At 72.2% G+C, this 26,226-nt stretch carries 25 protein-coding genes; 8 read left to right on the top strand and 17 right to left on the bottom strand.

Annotation, left to right across the window (positions count from 1 at the left end):
- Positions 1-76: 76 nt before the first annotated feature.
- Positions 77-721: a TetR/AcrR family transcriptional regulator gene (locus ACZ6W9_RS19250; protein ID WP_389968340.1), complete on the top strand. Its 645-nt coding sequence runs from the start codon at positions 77-79 to the stop codon at positions 719-721.
- A gap of 125 nt (positions 722-846) precedes the next feature.
- On the opposite strand, the gene ACZ6W9_RS19245 is transcribed toward ACZ6W9_RS19250, so the two are convergent.
- Positions 847-1,104 (bottom strand): helix-turn-helix domain-containing protein, encoded by a 258-nt coding sequence (locus tag ACZ6W9_RS19245; RefSeq protein ID WP_389968342.1) that lies wholly within the window; start codon positions 1,102-1,104, stop codon positions 847-849.
- Between the two features lie 556 nt (positions 1,105-1,660).
- Between ACZ6W9_RS19245 and ACZ6W9_RS19240 the strand changes: the two genes are divergently transcribed.
- Positions 1,661-2,704, top strand: coding sequence for a DUF2776 family protein (locus ACZ6W9_RS19240; RefSeq protein ID WP_389968344.1), 1,044 nt, complete (start codon positions 1,661-1,663; stop codon positions 2,702-2,704).
- Positions 2,705-2,861: 157 nt separating this feature from the next.
- Here ACZ6W9_RS19240 and ACZ6W9_RS19235 read toward each other — a convergent pair whose 3' ends face one another.
- Positions 2,862-3,452, bottom strand: a complete 591-nt coding sequence (locus ACZ6W9_RS19235) for a DinB family protein (protein WP_389968346.1) — start codon at positions 3,450-3,452, stop codon at positions 2,862-2,864.
- A 75-nt stretch (positions 3,453-3,527) separates the two neighbouring features.
- On the opposite strand from ACZ6W9_RS19235, the gene ACZ6W9_RS19230 reads away from it, so the two are divergent.
- The gene (locus tag ACZ6W9_RS19230) at positions 3,528-3,893 is read left to right on the top strand and encodes a DUF488 domain-containing protein (protein WP_389968348.1); all 366 of its coding nucleotides are present in this window, start codon (positions 3,528-3,530) and stop codon (positions 3,891-3,893) included.
- A gap of 88 nt (positions 3,894-3,981) precedes the next feature.
- Complete coding sequence (locus ACZ6W9_RS19225) at positions 3,982-4,362, top strand: VOC family protein (RefSeq protein ID WP_362944160.1); 381 nt, start codon at positions 3,982-3,984, stop codon at positions 4,360-4,362.
- Positions 4,363-4,417: 55 nt separating this feature from the next.
- Here the strand turns inward: ACZ6W9_RS19225 and ACZ6W9_RS19220 are convergent, their stop codons facing one another.
- The 3 genes from ACZ6W9_RS19220 to ACZ6W9_RS19210 all read right to left on the bottom strand — a co-directional run bounded on the left by ACZ6W9_RS19220 (position 4,418) and on the right by ACZ6W9_RS19210 (position 8,532).
- A complete protein-coding gene (locus ACZ6W9_RS19220; protein WP_389968351.1) occupies positions 4,418-5,419 on the bottom strand; it encodes a zinc-dependent alcohol dehydrogenase family protein in 1,002 nt (333 codons plus the stop codon).
- 285 nt (positions 5,420-5,704) lie between these two features.
- A complete protein-coding gene (locus ACZ6W9_RS19215; RefSeq protein ID WP_470118890.1) occupies positions 5,705-7,414 on the bottom strand; it encodes an FAD-dependent monooxygenase in 1,710 nt (569 codons plus the stop codon).
- 374 nt (positions 7,415-7,788) lie between these two features.
- Complete coding sequence (locus ACZ6W9_RS19210) at positions 7,789-8,532, bottom strand: TetR/AcrR family transcriptional regulator (protein ID WP_470118888.1); 744 nt, start codon at positions 8,530-8,532, stop codon at positions 7,789-7,791.
- 295 nt (positions 8,533-8,827) lie between these two features.
- Between ACZ6W9_RS19210 and ACZ6W9_RS19205 the strand changes: the two genes are divergently transcribed.
- The 3 genes from ACZ6W9_RS19205 (at position 8,828) to ACZ6W9_RS19195 (ending at position 11,671) form a co-directional block, all read left to right on the top strand.
- Positions 8,828-9,328 carry a hypothetical protein gene (locus ACZ6W9_RS19205; RefSeq protein ID WP_389968357.1) on the top strand — a complete coding sequence of 167 codons (501 nt, stop codon included), beginning with the start codon at positions 8,828-8,830 and terminating at the stop codon, positions 9,326-9,328.
- Positions 9,329-9,506: 178 nt separating this feature from the next.
- Positions 9,507-10,799 carry a sensor histidine kinase gene (locus ACZ6W9_RS19200; RefSeq protein WP_389968359.1) on the top strand — a complete coding sequence of 431 codons (1,293 nt, stop codon included), beginning with the start codon at positions 9,507-9,509 and terminating at the stop codon, positions 10,797-10,799.
- Complete coding sequence (locus ACZ6W9_RS19195; protein ID WP_470118885.1) at positions 10,796-11,671, top strand: response regulator; 876 nt, start codon at positions 10,796-10,798, stop codon at positions 11,669-11,671. Before ACZ6W9_RS19200 ends, ACZ6W9_RS19195 begins: the two co-directional genes overlap by 4 nt.
- Positions 11,672-11,799: 128 nt before the next feature.
- Here ACZ6W9_RS19195 and ACZ6W9_RS19190 read toward each other — a convergent pair whose 3' ends face one another.
- The 12 genes from ACZ6W9_RS19190 to uvrA all read right to left on the bottom strand — a co-directional run bounded on the left by ACZ6W9_RS19190 (position 11,800) and on the right by uvrA (position 25,154).
- Positions 11,800-12,147, bottom strand: a complete 348-nt coding sequence (locus ACZ6W9_RS19190) for an RNA polymerase-binding protein RbpA (RefSeq protein WP_179827933.1) — start codon at positions 12,145-12,147, stop codon at positions 11,800-11,802.
- 101 nt (positions 12,148-12,248) lie between these two features.
- On the bottom strand, positions 12,249-12,479 hold the full coding sequence (gene secG / locus ACZ6W9_RS19185) for a preprotein translocase subunit SecG (RefSeq protein WP_179827931.1): 231 nt from the start codon (positions 12,477-12,479) through the stop codon (positions 12,249-12,251).
- Positions 12,480-12,612: 133 nt separating this feature from the next.
- The gene (gene tpiA / locus ACZ6W9_RS19180) at positions 12,613-13,398 is read right to left on the bottom strand and encodes a triose-phosphate isomerase (protein ID WP_389968364.1); all 786 of its coding nucleotides are present in this window, start codon (positions 13,396-13,398) and stop codon (positions 12,613-12,615) included.
- 100 nt (positions 13,399-13,498) lie between these two features.
- On the bottom strand, positions 13,499-14,692 hold the full coding sequence (locus ACZ6W9_RS19175; RefSeq protein WP_389968366.1) for a phosphoglycerate kinase: 1,194 nt from the start codon (positions 14,690-14,692) through the stop codon (positions 13,499-13,501).
- Positions 14,692-15,696 carry a type I glyceraldehyde-3-phosphate dehydrogenase gene (gap, locus tag ACZ6W9_RS19170; RefSeq protein ID WP_362944188.1) on the bottom strand — a complete coding sequence of 335 codons (1,005 nt, stop codon included), beginning with the start codon at positions 15,694-15,696 and terminating at the stop codon, positions 14,692-14,694. Before gap ends, ACZ6W9_RS19175 begins: the two co-directional genes overlap by 1 nt.
- Before the next feature lie 241 nt (positions 15,697-15,937).
- Positions 15,938-16,921 carry a DNA-binding protein WhiA gene (whiA, locus tag ACZ6W9_RS19165; RefSeq protein ID WP_389968368.1) on the bottom strand — a complete coding sequence of 328 codons (984 nt, stop codon included), beginning with the start codon at positions 16,919-16,921 and terminating at the stop codon, positions 15,938-15,940.
- A 90-nt stretch (positions 16,922-17,011) separates the two neighbouring features.
- Positions 17,012-17,947 (bottom strand): gluconeogenesis factor YvcK family protein, encoded by a 936-nt coding sequence (locus ACZ6W9_RS19160; protein WP_362944190.1) that lies wholly within the window; start codon positions 17,945-17,947, stop codon positions 17,012-17,014.
- Positions 17,944-18,918: an RNase adapter RapZ gene (gene rapZ / locus ACZ6W9_RS19155; RefSeq protein ID WP_362944192.1), complete on the bottom strand. Its 975-nt coding sequence runs from the start codon at positions 18,916-18,918 to the stop codon at positions 17,944-17,946. The genes ACZ6W9_RS19160 and rapZ overlap by 4 nt, the downstream gene beginning before the upstream one ends.
- Positions 18,915-20,957, bottom strand: coding sequence for an excinuclease ABC subunit UvrC (gene uvrC, locus ACZ6W9_RS19150; RefSeq protein ID WP_389968371.1), 2,043 nt, complete (start codon positions 20,955-20,957; stop codon positions 18,915-18,917). The genes rapZ and uvrC overlap by 4 nt, the downstream gene beginning before the upstream one ends.
- Before the next feature lie 105 nt (positions 20,958-21,062).
- Positions 21,063-21,506, bottom strand: a complete 444-nt coding sequence (locus ACZ6W9_RS19145) for a Rieske (2Fe-2S) protein (RefSeq protein ID WP_389968373.1) — start codon at positions 21,504-21,506, stop codon at positions 21,063-21,065.
- A gap of 192 nt (positions 21,507-21,698) precedes the next feature.
- Positions 21,699-22,124: a Rieske (2Fe-2S) protein gene (locus ACZ6W9_RS19140; RefSeq protein ID WP_389968375.1), complete on the bottom strand. Its 426-nt coding sequence runs from the start codon at positions 22,122-22,124 to the stop codon at positions 21,699-21,701.
- Positions 22,125-22,313: 189 nt separating this feature from the next.
- Positions 22,314-25,154 carry an excinuclease ABC subunit UvrA gene (uvrA, locus tag ACZ6W9_RS19135; protein ID WP_389968377.1) on the bottom strand — a complete coding sequence of 947 codons (2,841 nt, stop codon included), beginning with the start codon at positions 25,152-25,154 and terminating at the stop codon, positions 22,314-22,316.
- Between the two features lie 220 nt (positions 25,155-25,374).
- Between uvrA and ACZ6W9_RS19130 the strand changes: the two genes are divergently transcribed.
- Complete coding sequence (locus ACZ6W9_RS19130; RefSeq protein ID WP_362944202.1) at positions 25,375-26,202, top strand: maleylpyruvate isomerase family mycothiol-dependent enzyme; 828 nt, start codon at positions 25,375-25,377, stop codon at positions 26,200-26,202.
- The last annotated feature ends 24 nt before the right edge of the window (positions 26,203-26,226 follow it).

Here is a 26,226-nt window from a genome sequence, read left to right as displayed (position 1 = left end):
CGGGCGACTCGCCACTGCCTTGACAGTAGGTCGGCGGCAGTGGCGAGTCAAGCCACTCACCTCGTATGCTCGGTCCATGAACAGGGTCGTACCGACGTACCACCAGCGCGTCGCCCAGGAAAAGCGCGCGCTGATCGTGACGGCCGCGACCGCGCTGTTCCTCGAGTTGGGCTACGACCGGACATCGCTGGCGCGGATCGCAGAGCGCTCGGGTGTCTCGCGGGCCACCTTGTTCAAGCAATTTCCGAGCAAGGCCGCCCTGTTCGACGCCATCGTCACCGAGTCCTGGTCAACCGCCGACGAGGAGGATCCTCCGCCGGCGGGCAACGTCGTCGGCGGGCTCAGCGCCATCGGCCGCCGTTACGCCGAGCTGTTGAGCCGGCCCCAGATGACCGACCTGTTCCGGATCGTCATCGCCGAGCTGCCGCGGTTCCCGGAGCTGGCCCATGCGCAGTTCTCGCACGGGAAGATGCCCTACTTCGAGTCCGTCCGCAGCTACCTTCTGGCTGAGCACGAGGCGGGAACGGTGCGGGTCGAGGACGTGGACCTCGCAGCCACCCAGTTCCTAGGCATGATCTCCAATTACGTCTTCTGGCCGAAACTCCTGGTGCCGGGCTGGGAGGTGAGCGCCGAACGCGTCGCTCAGGTCGTCGACGAGGCCGTCCGCACCATCGCCGCCCGGTACGCCGCGACTGGGCCGGGGGCGTCCACCAACGACTGAGTCCCGCCGCCGCCAAAGGAGTTCGGCGTCCAGGCTTGCGCGGGACTCTCTGACCTGGATGGTGGTGCCGTACGGGTCCAGGCGGGCGGAGAAGCGGCGGAGGCGTTCGACCGAGCGGGCGGAGGTCAGGGCTCCGGCCAGCGGGACGCGCCCTCGATCCACCGCTCCGCCTCGGCCGGGTCCGCCCCGAACACCTTGGCCATCCGCGCCCGGTAGATCGGCCTGATCTCCTGCCGCCCCCGCTCCCAGCGGCTCCACGTCGTCGGCGACACCCACAGCGCCCGTGCGATCTGACTCTGGCTCATCCCCATCCGCTTGCGCGCCCGCACCAGCTCCGGACGCCCCGCGCCGCATCCCGGCCCCTCCATGGCCACCCCGATCACGCATGGCAACCGATACGGAACCCATTGTCAACACGACTGACGGGCGTCGGGTGTCGGCGACGGAAACGACCGGGAAACGACCACCCGGCGGCGTGATCCGCTCGCTGTACGGCGGCGGCCGTACCCGTGGGACGACCCGCGCAGCGAACGGCGACGACATCGGGGGGATCTCCCCCGCGCCGCTCCGGGTGCCGTCTCCTACTGGACGACGGTCACCGACGGCGACGGAGGACGCGCATGCCTTCATCCCCCTGCCGCCCCGCCCGGAGCCCTCCTTCACGACGGGAGCGCCCGGTAAGGCGGTCGGCTTCGCCCTGCCCACCCACTCGGGCGAGCGCCTGACCGCGCCCCCCACTTCACCTGGCCCGCCGTACGGTCCGGCTCCGGTTGAGCCCATGAAGCCGGGCGGACCACCCGGGGCCCGACCGTCCCCCGAAAGGGCGCCAAGGGCGAGTCTCCGCCTTAAAGCCCAGGTCAGCGGGTTACATTGGCGTGAAACGCGACAACGTCGGGCATCGCAGGGCGGGCCACACGACGGGGGCGGCTGGAGGGGTCCATGAACTTCGTGGTGAGTGTCCTGTTCCGCGCCATACCCCTGGTGTTCGGGGCGGTCTGTCTCGCGTACGGCCTCTACATCAGGAGCGGCGGCGCGGACGCCGGCCACTTCGTCGCGGGCTCCGTGAACATGGCGCTGGCCGCGATCTGCTACGCGCTCTTCACCACCGCCGCGACGATCATCCGCCAGTTGATCAACCGTTACAGCCTGTTCTGGCGCGTCGCACTGCCGTTGTCGGGTTACGTCGTCGCGCTCGTCACCATCGGCTGGGGCGTCGCCACCGTGCTCCGGGGTGACGCCGCCGAGTTCGTCGTCGGCGGCCACGTGATCTTCGGCATCGGCCTCATCGCCACCTGCGTCAGTACGGTGGCCACGGCCTCCACGGCCTTCGCCCTCATCCCGGTCAACGCCGCCGGCAGCCCGGAGGACGGTCCTCCGGAGGGCGCCTACCTGCGAGGGCTGGGCATGGTGCTCGTGGCGGTTCCGGTGGTCTGCGCCGTCGTGGGGTTCACCCTCGCCTTCGTCCTCTTCACCCGGGGAGGAAGCGCCGGCTACGTCGCCGGGCACGTCGTCTTCGGGCTGGCGGCGATATGCGCCAGCCTGACCGCCCTGGTGGCGAGCATCGTCCGCCAGGTCCGCAACACCTTCGGCGAAACCGAACGGTACCGGTGGAGCTGGCTGGTCATCGTCATGGGGACGATCAACCTCGTGCTGGGCCTGTACGTCCTGCTGGGCTCCGACAGGCCCTACCGCATCGCACCCGGTTTCATCCTGATCGGCCTCGCGCTGGTCTGCTTCAGCATCCTGTCCAAGGCGCTCCTGCTGGCCCTGGTGTGGCGCCGTTCCTTCCCCCTCGCCGACCGCATCCCCATCCTGCCGATCGTCACCGCACTGACCTGTCTTTTCCTCTCCGCCTTCCTGTTCGAGGCCGCCGTCACCGACTCGCAGTTCTTCGTCCCCGCGCGGGTGATGGTGGGACTGGGCGCGGTGTGCTTCACCCTCTTCTCCATCGTCTCGATCCTGGAGGCCGGGACGTCCGGCTGACCGGGCCCACCGCGCAGGCGGGACGCCGCCGACGGCGACGGCGTCCCGTGCGACCAGGCCGGTTCCCGCCTCGCCCGCCGTCCGCGTCCGGGAACCCGCGGGGGCGGTCCGCCCCCGCGGGTCTCATCCCAGAGGACGCCCCGGCCGGACCGCCCCGTCAGGCACGGCCGGCCTCGCGTGCCAAGTCCTCCAGCCGGGCGCGGTAGCCCTCCCACCACGACCGGTCGCCCGGCGGCAGGTTCCCGGCGTCCTGCCGCAGTCCGGCGGCCCCGTCGATGAGCTCCCGGACGATGTCGGCGTGCCCGGCGTGCCGGTCGGTCTCGGCGATCATATGGATCAGGATCCGGTGCAGGGTCACCTCGTCACGGCCCTCCGGCCACCACGGCACCCGGCCGGTCGCGTCCAGCTCCAGCGCCTCGATCGTCGCGTCCGAATGCGCCTGCACCCGGTGGTACAGCGCGATGATCTCGTCGCGCGACTCCTCCGCGGTCGCCCACATGTCCGCGTTGGCCTCGGCCTCGTCCTCCATCCAGGGCAGCGGTTCGGGGAACGGCCTGCCGAAGACGTCACCGAAGTACCCGGCCTCGGTGCCGGCCACATGTTTGATCAATCCGAGGAGATTGGTCCCGGTGGGGGTCATCGGCCGGCGGATGTCGTACTCCGCCAGTCCGTCGAGCTTCCAGACCAGGGCCTCACGGGCGATCTTCAGGTAACGATGGAGATCCGACTTCGGATCCGATGCAGTCATGCCGGACATCCTGCCACCCGATGCCGCGAACCGGTCCGCCGCTTCCGCGGCACGCCATCCGGGTAGATCCCGGGGATGAGGGACATCATCGTCAGGCGGGTGTACGACGGCGGGCCGTTCGAGGGGACGGCGTTCCTGGTGGACGGCATGTGGCCGCGCGGTGTGCGCAAGGACGAGCTGGAGCGGGTCCGCTGGGTCCGTGACCTCGCGCCCTCGGCGGAGCTGCGGCGCTGGTTCGGGCACCGCCCCGAGCGGTTCGCGGAGTTCCGCCGCCGCTACCGCGAGGAGCTGGACGGCGAGGCGGACACCGTCCAGCCTCTGCTGGAGGCCGCGCGCGGGGGGAAGGTCACGCTGCTGTACGCGGCCAGGGACACCGAGCACAACAACGCCGTGGTGCTGCGGGAGTATCTGCGCGACCGGCTCGCCGGGCCGGACGGCTGACCCTCTCGGACGTCCCCGAAGCCGGCGGCCGCATCGCCGTCGCACGGGTGTCGGCACCGGCCGGAGACCCAACCGGTACGGTGCGGACATGCATCGAAGCCGCGTATACGCCGTTCTGATCGACGCCCCCGAGGCCGAGGCCGCCGACGCCGCGGCCTTCTGGTCCGCCGCGCTCGGCGTGCGGACCGAGCTCATCCCCTCCGAGCCGCAGTTCGTCACGCTGCACGAGGCCCTGCCCGGACTGGTCACCGCCGTCCAGTCGGTCGACGACGCGCCCCGCTTCCACCTGGACATCGAGACCGACGACGTCGAGGCCGAGACCGCGCGTCTGGTCGGGCTCGGCGCCGAGCAGGTGTCACGGTGGCAGGAGTGCCGCGTGCTGCGGGTGCCCGGCGGGCACCTGGTCTGCGTCCTGCCCGTGGAGAGCGACCGGGAGCTCTTCGAGTCCCAGGCCAAGGTCTGGCCCTGATCCCGCCTCCCCGGCCACGGGGCCGGTCTGCGGGCCGGCGGAGGACCTGCGGAGGTCAGTGCGCGACGGTGACCACGATCTTGCCGACCTGGGCGTTCGACTCCAGGTACCGGTGTGCTTCGACGATCTCGCCCAGGTCGAAGGTGCGGTCCACCACCGGCCGGAACGCACCCGAACGCAGCCCGGAGGTCACGAACGCGGCCGCCCGGCGCAGCCGTTCCGGCCGGCTCGCCGTCTCGATCATGGTGTAGGTGCGCATGTTCAGCGCGGGCATGCCGAGGTCGATGCCCGGATAGGGGGTCGGCTCGCCGCTCAGCGCGCCGTACACCAGGAGTGTGCCCTCGTCGGCGACCATCCGGGCCAGGTCCCGCACGCCGGGACCGGCGACGGCGTCGAAGACGAACTCGGCGCCCCGGCCGCCGGTCGCCGTCAGCACCCGCTCGGCCACGTCCTCCGACCCGGTGACGATCACCTCCACCGCGCCCTCCTTCAGCAGCGCCTCCTTCTTGGCGGCGGTGCGGGTGAGGGCGATGGGTGTGGCGCCGACGCGGCCGGCGACGTGGATGGCGGCCAGCCCCACGCTGCTGGAGGCCGCGTTCAGCACGACCGTGTCCCCCGCACGCATCCCCCCGGCCTCCACCAGCGCGCCGTAGGCCGTCAGGTACGGCATCCACACCGCCGCGCCCTCGACGGCGCCGAGTCCTTCGGGGCGGTGCAGCACCGAAGCCGCGGGCACGATCGCCCGTTCGGCGTAGACCCCGTGGTCGTTCTGCGAGAACCCGGGCACGGTGCTGACCGGCTGTCCGGGCCGGAACCCCTCGACGCCCTCGCCGACCGCCTCGACCACGCCCGCGGCCTCGGTGCCCAGCCGGGCGGGGAACCGCTTCACCGGCTCGATGTAGTGGCCGGTGCGGAACAGCACCTCGGCCCGGTTCAGGCCGATCGCGTCCACGCGGATCCGGACCTCGCCCGGACCCGGCTCGCCGATCTCCACGTCCTCCAGCCTCATCACCTCGGGGCCGCCGAGCTCGTGGAACAGCACCGCCTTCGCCATCATGTCGTTCTTCCTCCGTGAGAGACGATGATCGACTCAAACACGGAAGTACGATAGATGTCAAAATACGATGTTCGTCGTACTAAGAGGATCTGCGCCGAACGTATCCGCGGCGTCCCATCGCGTCCCATGGTGTCTTGTAGCGTCCGTGGCGGGCGGACGACCCCGCCCCGGGGTTCCCGATGCTCCCGGCGGACCGGACACGTCATACGGCGGGCGCCCCCTGCGGAAGCCCGCCGCACCGCGGGCGTCCCCTGCGGGAGCCCGCCGTACGGCGGGCACGACGGTTCAGGCGGGTACGGTCGCCGGCGCCCCGAACCACCGGGTCAGGGCGGCGCGGAGGTCCTCGCGCTCACCGGAGTCCGGACGGGGCGAGGACGAGGCCCAGGCGACGTAGCAGTCGGGCCGCAGCAGCAGGGCCGTGATCTCACCGGTCCCGCCCTCCCCGTTCGAGCCGTTCGAGCCGCCCGAGCCGTCCGGAGCACCCGAACCGCCCTGCGCACCGGGGGCGCTCGGGCCCAGCAGGCGCGCGGCGACCACCTTGACCCGGTCGTCCCATCCGGCCGGTTCCCCGGAGAGGGACGCGTCCCCGGTCAGGTCGAGCAGCAGCGGCCGGGCGTCCGCGGTCAGCTCGGCGAGCCGTACCGGACCGGTGCCGGTGCCGGTGCCGGTGCCGGTGTCGGTGTCGAGCGACAGGTCGGGCGCCCACCGGCCCACCAGGGGATGGGCGTCGCCCCCGGCGATCGCGCCCTCGTCGTCCCCGTCGCCCGCGCCCATGTCGTAGCGGATGTCCGATCCGGCCATGGTGGCGGCGATGTGCCGGACGACGTTCCGGTCGCCCAGCAACTCGGTGAACAGCCGCCGCAGCGCGGTGACCTCCGCTCCCGGGGCGATGAGAGCGGACTGCGCCTGGCTGTGCATGACGACCCGCTCCGCCGCGGGTCGCCGTTCGGCCTCGTAGCTGTCCAGCAGGCCGGACGGAGCCCAGCCGTGGATCTCGGCGGCGAGCTTCCAGCCGAGGTTGACCACATCCTGCAGGCCCAGGTTGAGACCGGGACCACCGATCGCCGAGTGCACATGGGCCGCGTCACCGGCCAGCAGCACCCGGCCGTCCCGGAACCGGTCGGCCAGCCGGGTGTTTCCACCGGCCAGGCGGCGCATCACGTGCGGACCGGACCCCGTGGACGGGCCGAGGGGGAGATCGGCCCCGAGAACGCGGCGGACGCTCTCGCCCAGCTCCTCCAGGGTCAGCGGCGGCTGACCGTCGCCCCCGGCCGCGGCGGGCTCCCATTCCATGGTGCTCACCAGGGCCGGGCGGCCGGGGAAGGGCGCGAAGACGAACAACCCGTGTTCGGTGCGGTGGTGCATGAACGGCGGGACGAGTCCGTAGCCGGGCACGTTCAGCCCGCCGGTGGCCGGGTCCACCAGTTCCGGCGGCACGGTGACGGACGCGGTGCGGGAGACCGTGGAGTCCCGCGTCACGCCGGGGAAGCCGATCCCCGCCAGTTTCCGCGTCACGCTGCGCCCGCCGTCGGCCCCGACGAGATAGCGGGCCCTCAGCCGGTAGGGGCCGTCCGGACCGGTGACGTCGGCGACGACCTCCTCGGCGTCCTGCGACAGGCCGGTGAGCTCGTGCCCCCGGCGGATCTCGACGCCCAGCTCGGCGGCACGCTCCTCCAGGACCTGCTCGACGCGCTGCTGCGGCGTCCCCAGCATGTAGAGCGGGTTGTCGTCCAGCGTGCTCAGGTCGAGCGGCAGCGCGCCGAACACGAACCCCGGCACCGGCCGGGGCGGCTCGGCGCCACCGCCGAGCCGCCCGTACAGGCCCCGGCGGTCGAGCATCCGCACCACCTGGCCGACCAGGCCGTTGGCGCGGTTCTCGGTGGTGCGTGCGGGCAGCCGCTCCAGCACGATCGGCCGCACTCCGGCCAGGCTCAGCTCGCAGGCGAGCATCAGCCCGTTGGGGCCGGCTCCGGCGATGACCACGTCTGCGGACATGGCGGTTCCTCCTCGGTGGGATGGATGGGGACTCAGGCCCCGGAGGTTCGGAGCCCGATGAAGAGGGGGCGGAACATGGCGGCACAATTCGTCACGGTATTTTCACGTACGGTGACAGCAGGCGGCCGTGACGGACCACCCGGGCGACGGCCGACGGAGGCACACGGGTACGGGGTTCTGCGGGGTGGGGATCCGGCGGAGACCCGGATCCGGTGGGACGAGCATCCCCGGCCGGACCCCGGAAACCAGGCATTCCGGACCGGACCCCGGAGACCGGACCTCCCGGCCCGGACTCTCTGGGACGGCATCGATCAGAGCCGGCGGATCCGGGAGAGCCGGAAGTTCGGCGGGACCAGAAGGCGGATGAACCGCTCTCAGGCCCGGGGACCGGCGGTTTCCCCTCGACCGGGAACCGGCAGCCCCGCGGCGAGCTGGCCGAGCGCGTCGCGGAGTATCGGCCCGAACGGAACGGGCGGGTCGGCCCGCAGCCAGCGCTCCATGACCAGGCCGACGGCCGCGCCGACCGCGCCGGACACCAGCCGCGGGTACAGGTCGCGGACGGCGTCGGTGCCGGTGCGCTCGGCGATCGCCGCGGCCAGCTCCGCCTCGGCGGCCGCGTTCGCCTTGAACATCTCGCCCTGCAGCGAGGGTTCGCTGATCATCAGCTGGACTCCGGCGATCCACCGCCGGTCGGGTGCCCGTCTGCCGCCGGTCACCTCGTCGCCCGCGCCGCCGGACATGTCACCGGACGCGTCGACGCGCGTGCCACCGGCCGCGCCGCCGGGCATGTCGGCGGGCATGTCGGCGGGCGAGAACTGGGTCTGTACCGCGTTGAGGATCGCCTCCCACAGCGGCTCGGACTCCGGCCGGGCGCGCAGTTCCTCCGCGATCCGGCGTGCGCGGTCGAGGTGGCGGGCGGCGATCGCCTCACCCTTGCTGGAGAAATAGTTGTTGAAGGTGCGGGGGGACACCCCGACCTCGGCGGCGATGTCCTCCACCCGGACGGCGTCCAGCCCGCGCTCCACGACCAGGCGGATGGCCGCCCAGCTCAGCGCGGCACGGGTCTCCTGTTTCTTGCGCTCCCGAAGTCCCGGCCGCTCGGGTTTCCCGGTGTCCATGGGACCACCGTACACATACTTGCGGATTACGAAAAGATGCGTGCCGCGAAATTTTTTCGCCGTATGGCCCGAACCGCGTCGCACGGGCCATTCAGCCCGGCAGCCCGGTACGGGGACACGGACCATCGCCCCGATGCGAGGGCGCAGACCGCCGCCCCGGCGCGGGGACGCGGATCACCGCCCGGTGCGGGAATCGCGGACGGCGATCCGCCGGCACTCCACCCACGGGTGGAGATCGAATCTCTCCACCCCGGCGCCGATCCGCCCCGGCGCGCGTTTCCCTACCGTCTTCCCCGTGAACTCGCTCACTCCGACGAACCCGCTGAGCACGGCGGCCGTCATCGTCCTCGTCATCGCCTTCGTGCTCTACCGGCAGATGATGACCCGGGTCGCCACCCGGACCGGCCTCCTCTGGCTCGCCCTGTTCATGATGGTGGCCGGCGCCGCCTCCGGCGGGCTCGTGGACCCTCGTCGTCTGCCGCTCAGCCTGCTCCTGCTGGCCGTGGATGTCGCCTGCGCGGTGGCCTTCGGCGTCCTGCGCGCCTCGACCGTCCGGGTCTGGCGGGACGGGAAGGGGACGCCCTGGTCCAAGGGCACCCGATGGACCCTGCTGGGCTGGCTGGCCTCCGCCGTCGCGCGCGTCGCGCTGCTCGGCGCCGGCCACGCCCTCGGGCTCGCGTCGGCGCCCACGGCCATCCTGTTCTTCATGGGCGTGACCATCGGCGTCCAGTCCCTCCTCGTCGCCCGCCGAGCCCGCGCCCTGCCCCCGCACCTCACCGCCCCGGCGCACGCGTGACCGCTCCCCGCACCGTACGGCGCTCCGTACCGGGCTCCGTATGCCGCCGCCCACCGCTGGGGCGTCGCCGTACGGCCCGCACCGCCGGACGCCGTCCGGCGCCCGGAGGCCCCGCGCGGCGGAACGCCGGAAACGGCCCGGTACGGAGGGAGGCCGAGCCCACGGGTATCTTCGGGACATGCCCGGAATCCGGTGGCAGGCCGCGGTCCTGCTGCGGGTCGCGGTGGTCGCGACGTTCGCCGCGTTCGCCGTCGTCCAGGTGGTCCGGGACCAGACCGCCGCCCCCGGCCACCGCCTCACGGTCGCGGCACTGGCGCTGGCCGTCGCCGGATGCCTGGCCGCCGCTCCCCCGCCGGGCTCGGCCCGCCGGGAGAAGCCCCCGGTCACGGTCCTCGGGATCCCGGTCAGGCTCGGCACCGCCGTGATCGCCTCGATCGGCCTCCTCGTTCTCTCTCCCGACGGCGGCCTGGCCGTCGCGGCCCTGCTCTTCACCGTCGGGGCGGCGGCCTTCCGCCATCCGCCGCACCGGGCCGTGCCGGTGGGGCTGCTCGCGCTGACCGGCCTGCTGCTGGCCGGGCTGGCCGGCCGTTCCTGGGAACAGGAGCTGCCCCTGGCCGTCAACGTCTGCGTGATCCTCCTCATCGCCTACGCGGTCCGGCAGCGCAGGGCGACCCGGGCCGCCGAGGCACGCGAGGCGGTGCTCGCCGAGCGGGCGCGGATCGCCAGGGAGATCCACGACGTGCTGGCCCACTCCCTGTCCGCGCAGATCGTGCACCTGGAGGGCGCGCGCCTGCTGCTGCGGGCCGAGCGGCACACCGAAGCACTGGAACGGGTGGAGCACGCCGGGCAGCTCGCCAGGTCGGGACTGGAGGAGGCCCGCAGGGCCGTGTCGGCGCTGCGGGAGGACAGCCCGCCACTGCCGGCGGCGATCGAAGCCCTGACCGAGGAGTTCCGGGCCACGACCGGGCAGGCGTGCCCGCTGACGGTGACCGGCCCCGAACGGCGGCTGGCGCCCGAGACCGAGCTGGCGGTGGTCCGCACCGCCCAGGAGGCCCTCACCAACGTCGGCCGGCACGCTCCCGGGGCGCCGGCCACCGTACGGCTGGCCTTCGCCGGCGAGGTCTGCGAGCTGGAGGTGACCAACCCTTCGGGGAGCGGGCCGGGCACGCCGGGAGGGGGGTACGGTCTCGTCGGGATGGCGGAGCGGGCCGAGCTGCTCGGTGGGGCGCTGGAGGCCGGGGAGACGGACGGGGGTTTCCGGGTGCGGCTGAGGCTCCCCGCGGCGGAACGACCCTCCGGCCGGTCCCCCGCCGAACGACGGTCCGGGCGGATCCGTGCGGCGGAACGGTCGGCCGGGCCGTCTCCCATGACGGAGCGGCCCGTTGGGGGGTCTCCGGCGGCGGGGCGCCCTCCGGGCCTGATCCCCGCCGCGCGCCGGCCCGTCGAGCCACCGGAGGAGACCGCAGGATGACCGAGGCCGGGAGGGAGACGGGCGGCGCGCCCGTCCGGGTGTTGGTGGTCGACGACCAGACGGTCGTGCGTGAGGGGCTGACGCTGCTGCTGGGCCTGCTGCCCGGCATCGAGGTGGCCGGTTCCGCGGGCGACGGCGAAGCCGCCCTGCGGCTGGTCCGGGAGACACGGCCGGACGTGGTCCTGATGGACCTGCGGATGCCCCGGATGGACGGCGTCGAGGCCACCGGGCGGATCCGCGCCGCGTATCCGGACGTCCAGGTCGTCGTGCTGACCACCTACTCCGACGACGAGTCGGTGTTCGCCGCGCTGCGGGCCGGGGCCCGGGGCTTCCTCACCAAGAGCGCCGACGCCGAGGAGATCTCCCGGGCCGTCGCCGCAGTGACGCGGGGCGACGCCCAGCTCGACCCGGCCGTCCAGCGCCGCCTCCTGGACGCCATGCCCCCGGCTCCGCCGACCGGTCCGGCCCGGAGAGACCTGGAGGACGCCCGGCCGGACACTTCCCGGGACCACGCCGCCGTGCCGGACCCCGTACGAAACCGTGCCGCCGTGCCGGACCCCGTACGGAACCGCGTCTCCCGGCCGGACCCCGTACGGGACCGCGCCGCCGTGCCGGATCCCGGCCGGGAGCGCGCCGGGCGGACGGGTCCCGCGCAGGAGCGCGACGCCCTGCCCGACGGGCTGACCAGGCGGGAGGGTGAGGTCCTGCGGCTCATCGCCGAGGGCCGCTCCAACGCGGAGATCGCCGCGGCCCTGTTCATCAGCGAGGCCACGGTGAAGACGCACGTCAACAACCTCTTCGCCAAGATCGGGGCGCGCGACCGCGCCCAGGCCGTCGGCTACGCCTACCGCCGCGGCGTGGCCGGGACCTGAACCCCGGCATCCGTACGGCGGGGCCGGGACGCCTCACCCGCCGCCCGGCGTCCCCTGGTCATGGGAGACGCGGAGGGCCCCCGCGGAAGCTCTCCACGGGGGCCCCTCACATCCGCCGGATCAGCGGATCAGTACATCGGGCGGGAGGAGGAACGCAGCCGCTCCAGGGCCTCGGCCAGGATCTGGGCGCCGTCCTTGTCGCTGCGGCGCTCCTTGACGTACGCGAGGTGCGTCTTGTACGGCTCGTTGCGCGGCGGCGCGGGCGGGTTGCTCTCGTCCTGACCGGCCGGGAGGCCGCACCGCGGGCAGTCCCAGAACTCCGGTATGGGGGCGTCGCTGGCGAAGCTGGGGCGCGTCTCATGCATGTTCGCGCACCAGAACGGGACCCTCACACGGGGAGCCGCCTCGCCGCGCTCCGCCTCTCCCATCGGGCCGGCTCCGACACGGCTGCCACGGATCGCGTTGCCACTACCCACGGATGAACTCCTCGCTCGATGGCCCCCCGCCGCTCCGGGTGGGCGCGGGGGGCTGAACCACTGTCACGCTTGGCGAAAGCCAGGGCGTCTGAAAGCCCCGGTCAGGGCTTGAGAAGAAGGCCCAGCGCGATGATGCAGACGAACCAGACCACACCGGTGATGATGGTGAGCCGGTCAAGGTTGCGCTCGACCACGGAGGACCCTCCGAACGATGACGAGAAACCGCCACCGAACAGATCCGACAGACCCCCGCCCTTGCCCTTGTGAAGCAGGACGAGCAGGATCATCAGCAAGCTCGCCAGAATGAGGGCGATGGAGATTCCGATTGTCACCGTTGACCTGTTCCCTATTTACGCGCGGCCCGCGTCCGGGCACGACCCTTGTGTGACGCCTGAGGCGTGACGATTCAAACTTGCTCTAAGAGGGTACGACCTCATGTCAAGTCGTACCCCCCGAACGTCTCGGTCAGCCTGACATTTCACCAAAACGGCAGATTTTCACGAACTCCACCTGATCGAGGCTGGCGCCGCCGACCAGGGCGCCGTCCACGTCGGGCTGCGCCATGATGCCGAGGATGTTGTCGGCCTTGACCGACCCTCCGTAAAGGATACGGACGGCGGCGGCCACATCGGCGTCATACAGCTCGGCGAGTCGGGAGCGCAGCGCCCCGCAGACCTCCTGGGCGTCCTCCGGGGTGGCCACCTCGCCGGTGCCGATCGCCCACACCGGCTCATATGCCAGCACGATCGACGCGGCCTGCTCGGCGGTGACCTTGCGCAGCGCCCCGTCGAGCTGGGCGACGCTGTGGGCCACCTGGCCGCCGGCCCGGCGGACCTCGAGGTTCTCCCCCACGCACAGGATCGGCGTGAGCGAGTGCCGGTAGGCCGCGTGGACCTTGGCGTTGACCACGTCGTCGTCCTCGCGGTGGTACTGCCGCCGCTCCGAGTGCCCGATCACCACGAAGGTGCAGCCGAGCTTGGCGAGCATCGCCCCGGAGATCTCCCCGGTGTACGCGCCGCCGTCGTGCTCGGACAGGTCCTGCGCGCCGTACACCAGGCGCAGCTTGTCGCCGTCCACCAGGGTCTGCACGCTGCGCAGGTCGGTGAACGGCGGCAGGACCGCCACCTCGACCCGGTCGAGGTCCTTGTCGTTCAGCGCGAACGCCAGCTTCTGGGTGTGAGCGATGGCCTCCAGGTGGTTGAGGTTCATCTTCCAGTTGCCGGCGATGAGGGGCTTGCGTGCCGTGCTCATCTGTCACCCGCCGTTCCTCGTCCGCTTCGCGGAGCGCTACTCACGTTTCTGGCGTCGGAAGCGGGCGCGCCGGGACGGCGCGCCCGCTCACCGAGTCGGTTCACTCCCCGCTGTCCAGGGCGACGAGCCCGGGCAGGGTCTTGCCCTCAAGGTATTCGAGGCTGGCCCCGCCACCGGTGGAGATGTGCGAGAACCCGTCCTCGGGCAGCCCGAGCGTGCGCACGGCCGCGGCCGAGTCCCCGCCACCGACGACGGTGAACGCCTCCGAGGCGACCAACGCCTCGGCGACCGCGCGGGTTCCCCCGGAGAACGCCTCGAACTCGAAGACGCCCATCGGGCCGTTCCAGAACACCGTCCGGGCGTCGGCCAGCTTGCCCGCGAACAGCTCGCGGGTGCGCGGGCCGATGTCGAGGCCCTGGCGATCGGCCGGGATCGCGGTGGCGTCGACCACCTCGTACTCGGCGTCCTCGGCGAAGTCGACGGCCGCCAGCACGTCGACCGGCAGGACGAGCTCCACGCCGCGCTTGGCCGCCTCGTCGAGGAAGCCGCGCACGGTGTCGAGCTGGTCCTCCTGGAGCAGCGACTTCCCGACCTCGCGGCCCTGGGCGGCCAGGAAGGTGTAGGCCATGCCGCCGCCGATGAGGAGCCGGTCGACCTTGGTCAGGAGGTTGCCGATCACGCCGAGCTTGTCGGAGACCTTCGCGCCGCCGAGGATCACGACGTACGGCCGGGCCGGCTCCTCGGTCAGCTTCCGCAGGACCTCGACCTCGGCGAGCACGAGCCGGCCCGCCGCGTGCGGCAGCAGCTTCGGCACGTCGTAGACGCTGGCGTGCTTGCGGTGCACCGCGCCGAAGCCGTCTCCGACGTAGAGGTCGGCGAAGGCCGCGAGCCTCTCGGCGAACGCGGCGCGCTCGGCGTCGTCCTTGGACTCCTCGCCCCGCTCGAACCGCAGGTTCTCCAGCAGCGCCACCTGGCCGTCGCCGAGGCCCTCGACGACGGACCGGGCCGAGTCGCCCACCACGTCGGAGGCGAAGGCGACGTCGGCCCCCAGCAGCTCACCGAGGCGCCGGGCCACCGGCGCCAGGGAGTACTTCGGGTTCGGCTCGCCCTTGGGCCGGCCGAGGTGGGCGCAAACCACCACCCGGGCGCCCTTGTCGGCGAGCTCCCGGATCGTCGGGACGGAGGCGCGGATGCGGCCGTCGTCGGTGATGACGTCCCCGTCCAGGGGGACGTTGAGGTCGGCGCGTACCAGGACGCGCCGACCCTTCACATCGAATGCGGACAGGTCCTTCATCAGAGGTCTCGGCCGACCTTCTCGACGAGGTCGACGAGACGGTTGGAGTAACCCCACTCGTTGTCGTACCAGCCGACGACCTTGACCTGGTTGCCGATCACCTTGGTCAGGCCCGCGTCGAAGATGCACGACGACGGGTCGGTGACGATGTCGCTGGAGACGATCGGGTCCTCGGTGTAGGTCAGGTAGCCCTTGAGCGGGCCGTCGGCGGCGGCCTTGAGCGCGGCGTTGACCTCCTCGACGGTGGTCTCGCGGCCGACCTCGACGGTCAGGTCGGTGGCCGAGCCGGTGGGCACCGGCACGCGCAGCGCGTAACCGTCGAGCTTGCCCTTCAGCTCGGGCAGCACCAGGCCGATGGCCTTGGCGGCGCCGGTGGAGGTCGGCACGACGTTCAGGGCGGCGGCGCGGGCGCGGCGCAGGTCGCTGTGCGGGCCGTCCTGCAGGTTCTGGTCCTGCGTGTAGGCGTGGATGGTGGTCATCAGACCCTTCTCGATACCGAAGGTGTCGTTGATGACCTTGGCCATCGGGGCCAGGCAGTTGGTCGTGCAGGAGGCGTTGGAGATGATCGTGTGGCTGGCCGGGTCGTAGGTGTCGTCGTTGACGCCCATCACGACCGTGACGTCCTCGTTCTTGGCCGGAGCCGAGATGATGACCTTCTTGGCGCCGTTCTCGGCGTGCACCCGGGCCTTGTTGGCGTCGGTGAACAGGCCGGTGGACTCGACGACGACGTCCACACCCAGGTCGCCCCAGGGAAGCTTGGCCGGGTCGCGCTCGGCGAAGGCCTTGATGGCCTTGCCGTCCACGATGATCTCGTCGGCGGTGCTCTTCACCTCGTACGGCAGGCGGCCGAGGATGCTGTCGTACTTGAGCAGATGGGCGAGCGTGGCGTTGTCGGTCAGGTCGTTGACCGCAACGATCTCGATGTCCTTGCCGCTGGCAGCGACCGCACGCCAGAAGTTGCGGCCGATGCGGCCAAAGCCGTTGACGCCTACGCGGATGCTCACGGTACCGATCTCCTCGTACGTCGGTGCGCCGGCCCCGGGGACCGGCGGCGTGTGGCGGGCTGAAAACCTCAACACGAACCCTATAGGACCCAAATTGGTTTAGACCACTGGTGGGGTGGGGTGTGTTCGGCGCGCCCGTTGACCTGCCGCGATGCCCCTCACGACATTCGCGGCGCACCCCCGGCACACCGCGCTCCCCCGCGGCGCTCCCGGCGGCTCTCCCGCACCGCACCCCGCGTCGTCACGGCGCCAGCATGTCGACGGTGAGGTTGGCCTCGGTGTTGGGGACGCCGATGTCCTGGGCGCGCTTGTCGGCCATGGCGAGCAGGCGGCGGATGCGCCCGGCGATGGCGTCCTTGGTCAGCGGCGGGTCGGCGAGCTGGCCCAGCTCCTCCAGGGACGCCTGCTTGTGCTCCACCCGCAGCCGCCCGGCCACCACCAGGTGCTCCGGGGCCTCCTCACCGAGGATCTCCAGGGCCCGCTGGACCCGGGCTCCGGCCGCGACCGCGGCGCGGGCCGAGCGGCGCAGGTTGGCGTCGTCGAAGTTGGCCAGGCGGTTGGCCGTCGCCCGCACCTCGCGGCGCATCCGCCGGTCCTCCCACAGCAGCACGCTGTCGTGGGCGCCCAGCCGGGTCAGCAGAGCGCTGATCGCGTCGCCGTCACGGACCACCACCCGGTCGACGCCGCGCACCTCGCGCGCCTTGGCGTGGATCTTCAACCGGCGGGCGGAGCCGACCAGCGCGAGCGCCGCCTCGGGCCCGGGGCAGGTGACCTCCAGCGACATGGAACGGCCCGGCTCGGTGAGGGAGCCGTGCGCCAGGAACGCCCCGCGCCAGGCGGCCTCGGCGTCGCACGTCGCCCCCGCCACCACCTGCCTGGGCAGGCCGCGGACCGGGCGGCCGTGGTTGTCGATCAAGCCGGTCTGGCGGGCCAGCGCCTCACCGTCGCGGTACACCCGCACCACGTAGCGGGCGCCCTTGCGCAGTCCCGCCGGGGCGAGGACGAGCACCTCGGCCCGATGCCCGAACACCTCGGCGATGTCCTTGATGAGCCGCCGCGCCGTGACGTTGGTGTCCAGCTCGGCCTCGATCACGATCCGTCCGCCGACCAGGTGCAGGCCGCTCGCGAAGCGAAGGAGCGTCGACACCTCGGCCTTACGGCAGCACGGCTTCAGGACCGGCAGCCGGCTCAGCTCGTCCTTCACCACTCCTGTCATCGCCGCCATATCGTTCGTCCTCCCCCATCAGACCTCGTGCAGCCCGGAACAACCGGGCACACAGAAGTTTCTCGCACTCACGGGCACCGCTGACCAGGATCAACGCTTCCCACGGAAAATCTCGTCCAGGACGGAGGCAAGACGTTGCGCATCGTGCCGCGGAGAGCCGTCGGGGGACGCGACGTCGGCCAGCACCAGCCGCCCGCCGAGCCCGGCCGCGGCCTTCTCCAGCTCCTCGCGGTCGTCGGCCACCCCCGCGTCGGCGAGCACCACGTCGATCTCCAGGGCAGGCGCGTGCTGGCGGAGCACCTCCAGGTGCTTCTGGGGGGAGAACCCGTCGGTCTCACCGGGCTGCGGGGCGAGGTTCAGCGTGACCAGGCGGCGCGCCCGGGTGGTGTGCAGCGCCTCGGCCAGCTCGGGCACCTTCAGGTGGGGCAGCACGCTGGTGAACCACGACCCGGGGCCGAAGACCACCCAGTCGGCGTCCAGGACCGCCTGAACCGCCTCGGGACCGGCCGGGGGGTCGGCCGGGACCAGGGAGACGGCCCGGACCCTGCCGGGGGTGAGGGCGCAGGCCACCTGCCCGCGCACGGTGCTCACCACACCGTCCAGCTCGACCTCCGCGACGATGTCGAGCGGCACCGACGACATCGGCAGCACCCGGCCGTGCGCGCCGAGCAGCCGCCCGACCCAGTCGAGGCCGGCGACCGTGTCACCGAGCCGCTCCCACAGCGCCACGATCAGCAGGTTCCCGAGGGCGTGCCCGTGCAGCTCGCCCTCGCTGCGGAACCGGTGCTGGACGACCTCGCTCCAGGTGCGGCCCCATTCGTCGTCGCCGCACAGGGCGGCCAGCGCCATCCGCAGGTCACCCGGGGGCAGCACCCCCAGCTCACGGCGGAGCCGCCCGCTCGATCCGCCGTCGTCGGCCACCGTGACCACGGCCGTGAGCCGGGAGGTGACCCGGCGCAGCGCCGACAGCGAGGCGTACAGCCCGTGGCCGCCGCCCAGCGCGACGACCTTGAGATCCTCGGTCACTCCCGGCCCGCATCCCGGTGGCTCACCTGGACGTCCAGGCCGCCGCGGTCACGCAGCCGGGCTCCGATCTGCTCGGCCATGGCGACGCTGCGGTGCTTGCCGCCGGTGCAGCCCACCGCGAGCGTGGCGTAGCTCTTGCCCTCGCGGGTGTAGCCGGCCGCGATGATGCCGACCACCTCCTCGTAGGCGTCGAGCAGTTCCTTGGCGCCCGGCTGGCCGAGGACGTAGTCGCGCACCGCGGGGTCCAGGCCGTTCATCGGGCGCAGCTCGGGCACCCAGTGCGGGTTGGGCAGGAACCGGCAGTCGACGACCAGGTCGGCGTCGACCGGCAGGCCGTACTTGTAGCCGAAGGAGACGACGTTGACCCGCAGGCCCGGACGGTCATCGCCGCCGAAGAAGGCGACGATCTTGCCGCGCAGCTCGTGGACGTTGAGGTTGGAGGTGTCGATGACCAGGTCGGCGTTGGCCCGCACCTCCCGCAGGATGCCCCGCTCGCGGGCGATCCCGTCGACCAGCCGGCCGTCCCCCTGAAGGGGGTGCGGGCGGCGGACGTTCTCGAACCTGCGCACCAGTTCCTCGTCGCTGGCCTCCAGGAACACCACCCGTACGGCGACGCCCCGCCCGTCGAGCTCCCCGATCGCGGCGTTGAGGTCGGTGGTGAAGGCCAGGCTGCGCACGTCGACCACGGCCGCCACCTTGTCGGCGGCCAGCTTGACCCGGCCGGCCTCCTCGGCCATGGCGAACAGCAGCCCGGGCGGCAGGTTGTCGATGACGAACCAGCCCAGGTCCTCCAGGGCCTTGGCCGCGGTGCTCCGCCCCGCCCCGGACATGCCGGTGACGATGACGAACGCGGTCTGGCCGCCGGCCGCCCGGCGCTGATCCGGCCGTCCGCCGTCCGTGCCCTGCGCCTCACCCGCGCCGCGGTCCACGCCCGCGGTCGGCTCGTCGTTCGGGGCCTGTTCCTCGCTCATGATGTCTCATCCTTCAACGCCGACACGATCGTCTCGGCCGTGGCGGGGCCGATCCCGGGAACCTCGCAGATCTGGGCGGCGGTCGCCTCCCGAAGCCGCTTCACCGATCCGAAGTGCTTGATCAGGGCCTGCCTGCGGGCCGGCCCGAGCCCCGGTACCCCGTCCAGGGCGCTTTCCCTGACGCTCCTGGACCGCTTGGAACGATGGTAGGTGATGGCGAAGCGGTGGGCCTCGTCGCGCACCCGCTGCAGCAGGTAAAGGGCCTCGCTCGTGCGGGGGAGGATCACCGGCAGCTCCTCGTCCGGGAGCCAGACCTCCTCCAGCCGCTTGGCCAGGCCGCAGACCGCCACGTCGTCCACGCCCAGCTCGTCCAGCGCGCGCCGGGCCGCGGCGGCCTGGGCCGGGCCGCCGTCCACGACGACGAGGTTGGGCGGGTAGGCGAACCTGCGCGGCCTGCCGGTCTCGGGGTCGATGCCCGGCTCGGCGCCCGCCTGGGGTTCACCGCCCGGCCCGGCGCCCGCCTCGGCACCGGGCTCCCCGGCGCCTGTTTCGGGGCCGACGCCCGGCCTGGCACCCGCCTGAGGTTCCAGGCCCGGCCCGGCATCCGCCTCGACGTCGAGCTCCCCGGTGGCCGAGCGCTCCTCCAGGTAACGCTTGAACCGCCGCGAGATCACCTCGTGGATCGAGGCGACGTCTCCCCCGGTGGTGCGGACGGAGAACCTGCGGTACTCGCTCTTGCGGGCCAGGCCGTCCTCGAAGACCACCATGGAGGCCACCACGTCGGTGCCCTGCATGTGGGAGACGTCGTAGCACTCGATGCGCAGCGGCGCCTGGTCGAGGCCGAGTGCGTCGGCGACCTCCTGCAGCGCCCTGCTGCGCGACGTCAGGTCGCTCGCCCGCTTGAGCTTGTGCTGCCGGAGCGCCTCCGCCGCGTTGCGCTCGACGGTCGTCATCAGGTCCTTCTTGTCGCCGCGCTGCGGGACGCGGATCTCCACCCGGCCGCCGCGGTGCTCGCCGAGCAGCTCGGCGATCGCGTCGGCGTCCGGCGGCGGGGCCGGCACCAGCACCTCGCGGGGGACCGACTCGGCGGCCGCGTCGCCGTAGATCTGCAGCAGGAACCGTTCGACCAGCTCGCCGGGGCCGGTCTCCTCGACCTTGTCCACCACCCAGCCGCGCTGGCCCCTGATACGGCCGCCACGGACGTAGAAGACCTGGACGGCCGCCTCCAGCGGGTCCTCGGCCAGCGCGATCACGTCGCAGTCGGTGTTGTCGCCCAGCACGACGGCCTGCTTCTCCATGGCCCGCCGCAGGGCCTGGATGTCGTCGCGCAGCCGGGCGGCCCGCTCGTACTCCTGCTCGGCGGCGGCCCTGGCCATCTCGCGCTCCAGCCGCCTGACGAACCGGCCGGTGTTGCCCGCCATGAAGTCGCAGAAGTCCTCGGCCAGGGCCCGGTGGTCCTCGGGGCTGATCCGGCCCACGCAGGGCGCCGAGCACTTGTCGATGTAGCCCAGCAGGCAGGGCCGGCCGACCTGCCCGGCCCGGCGGAACACCCCGGCCGAGCAGCTCCGCATCGGGAACACCCGCAGCAGCAGGTCGACCGTCTCGCGGATCGCCCAGACATGGGAGTAGGGGCCGAAGTAGCGGGTGCCCTTGCGCTTGGCCCCCCGCAGGACCTGCACGCGGGGGAACTCCTCCCCCACGGTGACCGCGAGGTAGGGGTAGGACTTGTCGTCGCGGTACTTGACGTTGAACCGCGGGTCGTACTCCTTGATCCAGGAGTATTCGAGCTGGAGCGCCTCCACCTCGGTGCCGACGACCGTCCAGTCGACACCGGCGGCCGTGGTGAGCATGGTCTGGGTGCGCGGGTGCAGCCCGGCGAAGTCGGCGAAGTAGGAGTTCAGCCGCTGGCGGAGGTTCTTGGCCTTGCCGACGTAGATCACCCGGTCGTCGGGGTCCCTGAACCGGTAGACGCCGGGGGACTCGGGGATCGACCCCGGACTCGGCCGGAAGCTCGCCGGACCGCCTGCAGATCTCGCCACACCAAGAGCCTATCGGCCCGCGCCGACAGGTTTCCTTCCCGCGAGCCCTCCCCGGACCGGGGCTCCCGGGCCGGGCCCGGGAGCCCCGAAGGAGGCCCCGGGGGCTCAGGTGAGGACGATCGAGTCGCCCTCGACCTTCACCTCCTTGGCCTCAAGGGGCTTCGTGGCCGGGCCCTGCTTCACGGACCCGTCGGCGATGGCGAACCTGCTGCCGTGGCACGGGCAGTTGATCGTGCCGTCGGAGACGCTCTGCACCTGACATCCCTTGTGGGTGCAGACGGAGCTGAACGCCTTGAACTCCCCCGCCGCGGGCTGGGTGACCACGACCTTGCGGTCCTCGAAGACGGTGCCGCCGCCCACCGGGATGTCGGCCGTCTTGGCCAGGGTCCCCTGGCCCTGCTGCGTGTCGGCGTCGGCCGACCCGGCCGCCGACGGCTCCCCGACCTCGGCGGTCGTCTGCCCGCCGTCCCCGCCGCAGGCGGTCAGCACCGCCGCCACCCCGGCGCCCCCGGCTCCCAGCAGCATTGCGCGGCGTGTCGCGTCCGTCATCGTCACTCTCCCCAGATCGTCGTCGGGTGCGAACTCCCCGATGCGGATCAGCATGCCGTACCCGGCGTCAAAAATCTGTGAAGCTTCAACTTCTGCCGCGCTCCGCACCGGCGCGGCGACGGGCCGGGGGCCGCCGGGCCCCGGCGGTGCGGGAGGGGGGACGCCACGACCGGTCGCCCGGCGCACCGCGGATCAGACGAGGACGATGCCGCCGCCCTCGACCTTCAGCGGGAACTCCGCGAGCGGGGCCTCCGCCGGGCCCTGGAGGAGCTTGCCGGAGTCGGCGGCGAACTCGCTGCCGTGGCAGGGGCACCTGATGACGCCGTCCGCGACGCCGCCGACCGCGCAGCCCCGGTGCGGGCAGCTCGCGCTGAACGCCTTGAACACCCCGGAGGAGGGCTGGGTGATCAGGACCTTCCACTTGGAGATGACGAGGCCGCCGCCCACGGGGACGTCGGAGGTCTGCGCGACCACCTTGCCCTTGACGCCGGGCGGCACGATCGCCGGGCCGGGATCCCCCGAGGCGCATCCGGCGAGCGCCGCCCCGCAGGCCGCCACCGCCGTGGCACCGATGACGTGCCTGCGCGTGGGCATGGCGGAACCTTCACTGCTGCTCATCTGAGGCCCTTCCTCGTCTTCCCCGTACCGGAGGCCGCGGACCGTACCGGGGCGGCCCGTCGGGGGCGGTCCGTCGGGGCCGGCCTGGGCCGCCGGTCACGACCGCCGGCCCGCGCACGCGGGCCGCGCCGGGACCGGACCCCCGCACCAAAAGGCTATTGATGCCGGGGTCCGGTCCCGCATCCGGCCTCAGGCGCCGAGGATCTTCCGCAGGAAGCGGCCGGTGTGGCTGTCCTCCACCAGCGCGACCTCCTCGGGTGTGCCGGTGGCCACCACGGTGCCGCCCCGCGAACCGCCCTCGGGTCCCATGTCGATCACCCAGTCGGCGGTCTTGATGACGTCGAGGTTGTGCTCGATGACGATGACCGTGTTGCCGCCGTCGACGAGCTTGCCGAGCACGCCCAGCAGCCGCCGGATGTCCTCGAAGTGCAGGCCGGTGGTCGGCTCGTCCAGCACGTAGACCGTCCGGCCGGTGGAGCGGCGCTGCAGCTCCGAGGCGAGCTTCACGCGCTGCGCCTCGCCTCCGGACAGGGTCGTGGCCGGCTGTCCGAGCCGGACGTAGCCCAGGCCGACGTCGTTGAGCGTCTTGAGGTACCGCTTGATCGAGGGGATGGAGTCGAAGAACTCCAGCGCCTCCTCGATGGGCATGTCGAGCACCTCGGAGATGGTCTTGCCCTTGTAGTGGACCTCCAGGGTCTCCCGGTTGTACCGCGCGCCGTGGCAGACCTCGCACGGCACGTAGACGTCCGGCAGGAAGTTCATCTCGATCTTGATCGTGCCGTCGCCCGAGCACGCCTCGCAGCGGCCGCCCTTGACGTTGAAGCTGAACCGGCCCTTCTGGTATCCCCGGACCTTCGCCTCGGTGGTCTGCGCGAACAGGTCGCGCACCTTGTCGAAGACGCCGGTGTAGGTCGCCGGGTTGGAGCGCGGGGTGCGGCCGATGGGCGACTGGTCGACGTGGACCACCTTGTCGACGAGGTCCATCCCGTTGATCCGCGAGTGGCGGCCGGGGACGGTGCGCGCGCCGTTGAGCTCCTTGGCCAGGGCGTTGTAGAGGATGTCGTTGACCATCGTCGACTTGCCCGAGCCGGAGACGCCGGTGACGGCGGTGAACACGCCCAGCGGGAACTCCACGTCCACGCCCTTGAGGTTGTGCTCGCGGGCCCCCTTGACGGTGAGCTGGCGCTTCCTGTCGCGCTTGCGGCGCGCCGCCGGGACCGTGATGGCCTTGCGGCCGGACAGGTAGGCGCCGGTCAGCGACTCCTCGCTGGCCAGCAGCTCCGGCACCGTGCCGGAGACGACGACCTGGCCGCCGTGCTCGCCGGCGCCGGGGCCGATGTCCACCACCCAGTCGGCCGCGGCGATGGTGTCCTCGTCGTGCTCGACCACGATGAGGGTGTTTCCCATGTCCCGGAGCCGGATCAGGGTCTCCAGCAGCCGCTGGTTGTCGCGCTGGTGCAGCCCGATGGACGGCTCGTCCAGCACGTACAGGACGCCGACCAGGCCGGAGCCGATCTGGGTGGCCAGGCGGATGCGCTGGGCCTCGCCGCCGGCCAGAGTGCCGGCCGCGCGGTCCATGGTGAGGTAGTCCAGGCCCACGTCGAGCAGGAAGCCCATCCGGGCGTTGATCTCCTTGACCACCCGCTCGGCGATGTGCATGTCGCGCTCGGACAGCTCCAGACGGGCCAGGAACGCCGCGCAGTCGGCGATCGACATCGCCGACACCTCGGCGATCGAGCGGTCGTTCACCGTGACGGCCAGCGAGACGGGCTTGAGCCGGGCGCCCTTGCACGCGGGGCAGGGGATCTCCCGCATGTAGCCTTCGAACTTCTCCCGCATGCCGTCGCTCTCGGCTTCGGCGTGGCGGCGCTGCACCCAGGGGATCGCGCCTTCGAAGGTGGTGTAGTAGGAACGCTCGCGGCCGTAGCGGTTGCGGTAGCGGACGTGGACCTGCTCGTCGTAGCCGTTCAGCAGGGCCTTCTGCGCCTTGCGCGGGAGGCGCTCCCAGGGGGTGTCGAGCTTGAAGCCCATCGCCAGGCCGAGCGCCTCCACCAGGCGGACGAAGTAGTCGCTGGTGTGCCCGCCGGCCCAGGGCGAGATCGCGCCCTCGGCCAGGGTCCTCTCCGGGTCGGGCACGACGAGGTCGGGGTCGACCTCCATCCGCACCCCGAGGCCGGTGCACTCCGGGCAGGCGCCGAAGGGCGAGTTGAAGGAGAACGAGCGGGGCTCCAGCTCCTCGAACGACAGATCGTCGTAGGGGCAGTAGAGGTGCTCGGAGTAGAAGCGCTCGCGGTTCGGGTCGTCCTCGGGGAGGTCGACGAACTCCAGCGTGATGGTGCCGCCCGACAGCTGCAGGGCCGTCTCGACCGAGCCGGTGAGGCGGCTGCGTGAGCCCTCCTTCACCGCGAGCCGGTCGACGATCACCTCGATGTCGTGCTTCTCCTGCTTCTTCAGCGTCGGCGGCTCGTCCAGCCGGACGACCGTGCCGTCGACCCTGGCGCGGGCGAAGCCCTTGGTCTGGAGCTGGCTGAACAGCTCGGCGTACTCGCCCTTGCGGCCGCGGACGACCGGGGCCAGCACCTGGAAGCGGGTGCCCTCGGGCAGCTCCATCACCCGGTCGACGATCTGCTCGGGGCTCTGTCTGGCGATGGGACGCCCGCAGCTCGGGCAGTGCGGCTTGCCCACCCGCGCCCACAGCAGCCGCAGGTAGTCGTAGACCTCGGTGATCGTGCCGACCGTCGAGCGGGGGTTGCGGCTCGTCGACTTCTGGTCGATCGACACCGCGGGCGACAGGCCCTCGATGAAGTCGACGTCGGGCTTGTCCATCTGCCCGAGGAACTGGCGGGCGTAGGCCGACAGCGATTCGACATAGCGACGCTGGCCCTCGGCGAAGATGGTGTCGAAGGCCAGGCTGGACTTGCCCGAGCCGGACAGTCCGGTGAAGACGATCAGAGAGTCTCGCGGCAGGTCCAGCGAGACGTCCTTGAGGTTGTGTTCACGTGCGCCACGCACGATGAGGCGGTCAGCCACAGCAGTCCCGACGTCGATGTGGAAGGTTTCAGAAGCGGTCGCGGGAAGACTAGCGACGGGGTCCGACAATTTCGCGGAGCGTCGTGCGGGGGATGAGGTTTCCCGTCCGCTTCAAGGTTACGGCCTTCCCGCGGGCCGTACGGCCGCCCGATGGACGACCGGGAAGACACGGTCGTCCATACCCTGGCCCGGCGGCCCGCCCAGGTGATGGAGTTGGGGCATGAACGTCATAGACACGCTGTTGGCCGAGCTGGACGGCTCCATGGGGCGGCTGCTCTCCACCGTCGCCGGGCTGTCCGACGACGACGTCCCGGAGCCCTCCCGCCTGCCCGGCTGGAGCAGGGGGCACGTGCTCGCCCACATATCGCGCAACGCCGACAGCCACGTCAACCTGCTGTCCTGGGCCAGGACCGGAGTCGAGACGCCGCAGTACCCCGACGCCGGGGCGCGTGAGGCCGGGATCCTGGCGGGGGCGGCGCGGCCCGTCAAGGAGCAGCTGGCCGACCTGGAGGACAGCGCCGCGCGGCTGGCGGAGGCGGTGCTGGCCATGCCCTCCGACGGGTGGCGGGCGACGGTCGGCGGGATGCGCGGGCCCGCCCACCCCGCCTGGTACGTCCTCGTCCGCCGGCTGCGGGAGGTCGAGATCCACCACGTGGACCTGGGCGCCGGATACCGGTGCGCCGACTGGCCGGAGGCGTTCGTCCGCCGGGAGCTGTACGACGCGATGGTGTCGTGGCCGCACGGTCGCGGCACGGTCAGCGAGATCGTGGTGGAGGAGGTCAAGGAGGGCGACAAGCACCGGCAGGTCTGGCGGGGGCTGGGCTCGGGGCCGGTCGTCCAGGGCGACGCCTGGAGCCTGCTGGGATGGTTGACCGGGCGCGCCCCGGGAACGGGCCTCAGGGTGATGCCGGAGGGGACCGCGGGCAACAGGCCCGCCTCGGCGGACGCCGGGCCGCTGCCCGCGCCGCCGCCCTGGCTGACCCTGACCGCGCCCCCGAACCTGCCCGCCGCCCCGCCCGAGGAGTACCCGTCGACGACCCCCTCCTGAAAGACGGATCCCGAGGTGTGGAAG

This window comes from Streptosporangium sp. NPDC053982 (assembly GCF_055585205.1).
Note: the sequence above shows the minus strand (reverse complement) of the source record. Positions and strands in the feature narration are given on the sequence as shown.

What these genes read in the sequence shown, in the direction of transcription:
- whiA (WP_389968368.1), bottom strand. Translation starts at nt 16,921, where the DNA reads ATGGCGGCGATGACAGGAGTGGTGAAGGACGAGCTGAGCCGGCTGCCG.
- ACZ6W9_RS19210 (WP_470118888.1), bottom strand. Translation starts at nt 8,532, where the DNA reads ATGGACACCGGGAAACCCGAGCGGCCGGGACTTCGGGAGCGCAAGAAA.
- ACZ6W9_RS19200 (WP_389968359.1), top strand. Translation starts at nt 9,507, where the DNA reads ATGCCCGGAATCCGGTGGCAGGCCGCGGTCCTGCTGCGGGTCGCGGTG.
- ACZ6W9_RS19215 (WP_470118890.1), bottom strand. Translation starts at nt 7,414, where the DNA reads ATGTCCGCAGACGTGGTCATCGCCGGAGCCGGCCCCAACGGGCTGATG.
- ACZ6W9_RS19230 (WP_389968348.1), top strand. Translation starts at nt 3,528, where the DNA reads ATGAGGGACATCATCGTCAGGCGGGTGTACGACGGCGGGCCGTTCGAG.
- ACZ6W9_RS19130 (WP_362944202.1), top strand. Translation starts at nt 25,375, where the DNA reads ATGAACGTCATAGACACGCTGTTGGCCGAGCTGGACGGCTCCATGGGG.
- ACZ6W9_RS19235 (WP_389968346.1), bottom strand. Translation starts at nt 3,452, where the DNA reads ATGACTGCATCGGATCCGAAGTCGGATCTCCATCGTTACCTGAAGATC.
- ACZ6W9_RS19140 (WP_389968375.1), bottom strand. Translation starts at nt 22,124, where the DNA reads ATGAGCAGCAGTGAAGGTTCCGCCATGCCCACGCGCAGGCACGTCATC.
- ACZ6W9_RS19145 (WP_389968373.1), bottom strand. Translation starts at nt 21,506, where the DNA reads ATGACGGACGCGACACGCCGCGCAATGCTGCTGGGAGCCGGGGGCGCC.
- rapZ (WP_362944192.1), bottom strand. Translation starts at nt 18,918, where the DNA reads ATGAGCGAGGAACAGGCCCCGAACGACGAGCCGACCGCGGGCGTGGAC.
- ACZ6W9_RS19195 (WP_470118885.1), top strand. Translation starts at nt 10,796, where the DNA reads ATGACCGAGGCCGGGAGGGAGACGGGCGGCGCGCCCGTCCGGGTGTTG.
- tpiA (WP_389968364.1), bottom strand. Translation starts at nt 13,398, where the DNA reads ATGAGCACGGCACGCAAGCCCCTCATCGCCGGCAACTGGAAGATGAAC.
- ACZ6W9_RS19250 (WP_389968340.1), top strand. Translation starts at nt 77, where the DNA reads ATGAACAGGGTCGTACCGACGTACCACCAGCGCGTCGCCCAGGAAAAG.
- ACZ6W9_RS19240 (WP_389968344.1), top strand. Translation starts at nt 1,661, where the DNA reads ATGAACTTCGTGGTGAGTGTCCTGTTCCGCGCCATACCCCTGGTGTTC.
- ACZ6W9_RS19220 (WP_389968351.1), bottom strand. Translation starts at nt 5,419, where the DNA reads ATGATGGCGAAGGCGGTGCTGTTCCACGAGCTCGGCGGCCCCGAGGTG.
- ACZ6W9_RS19175 (WP_389968366.1), bottom strand. Translation starts at nt 14,692, where the DNA reads ATGAAGGACCTGTCCGCATTCGATGTGAAGGGTCGGCGCGTCCTGGTA.
- ACZ6W9_RS19225 (WP_362944160.1), top strand. Translation starts at nt 3,982, where the DNA reads ATGCATCGAAGCCGCGTATACGCCGTTCTGATCGACGCCCCCGAGGCC.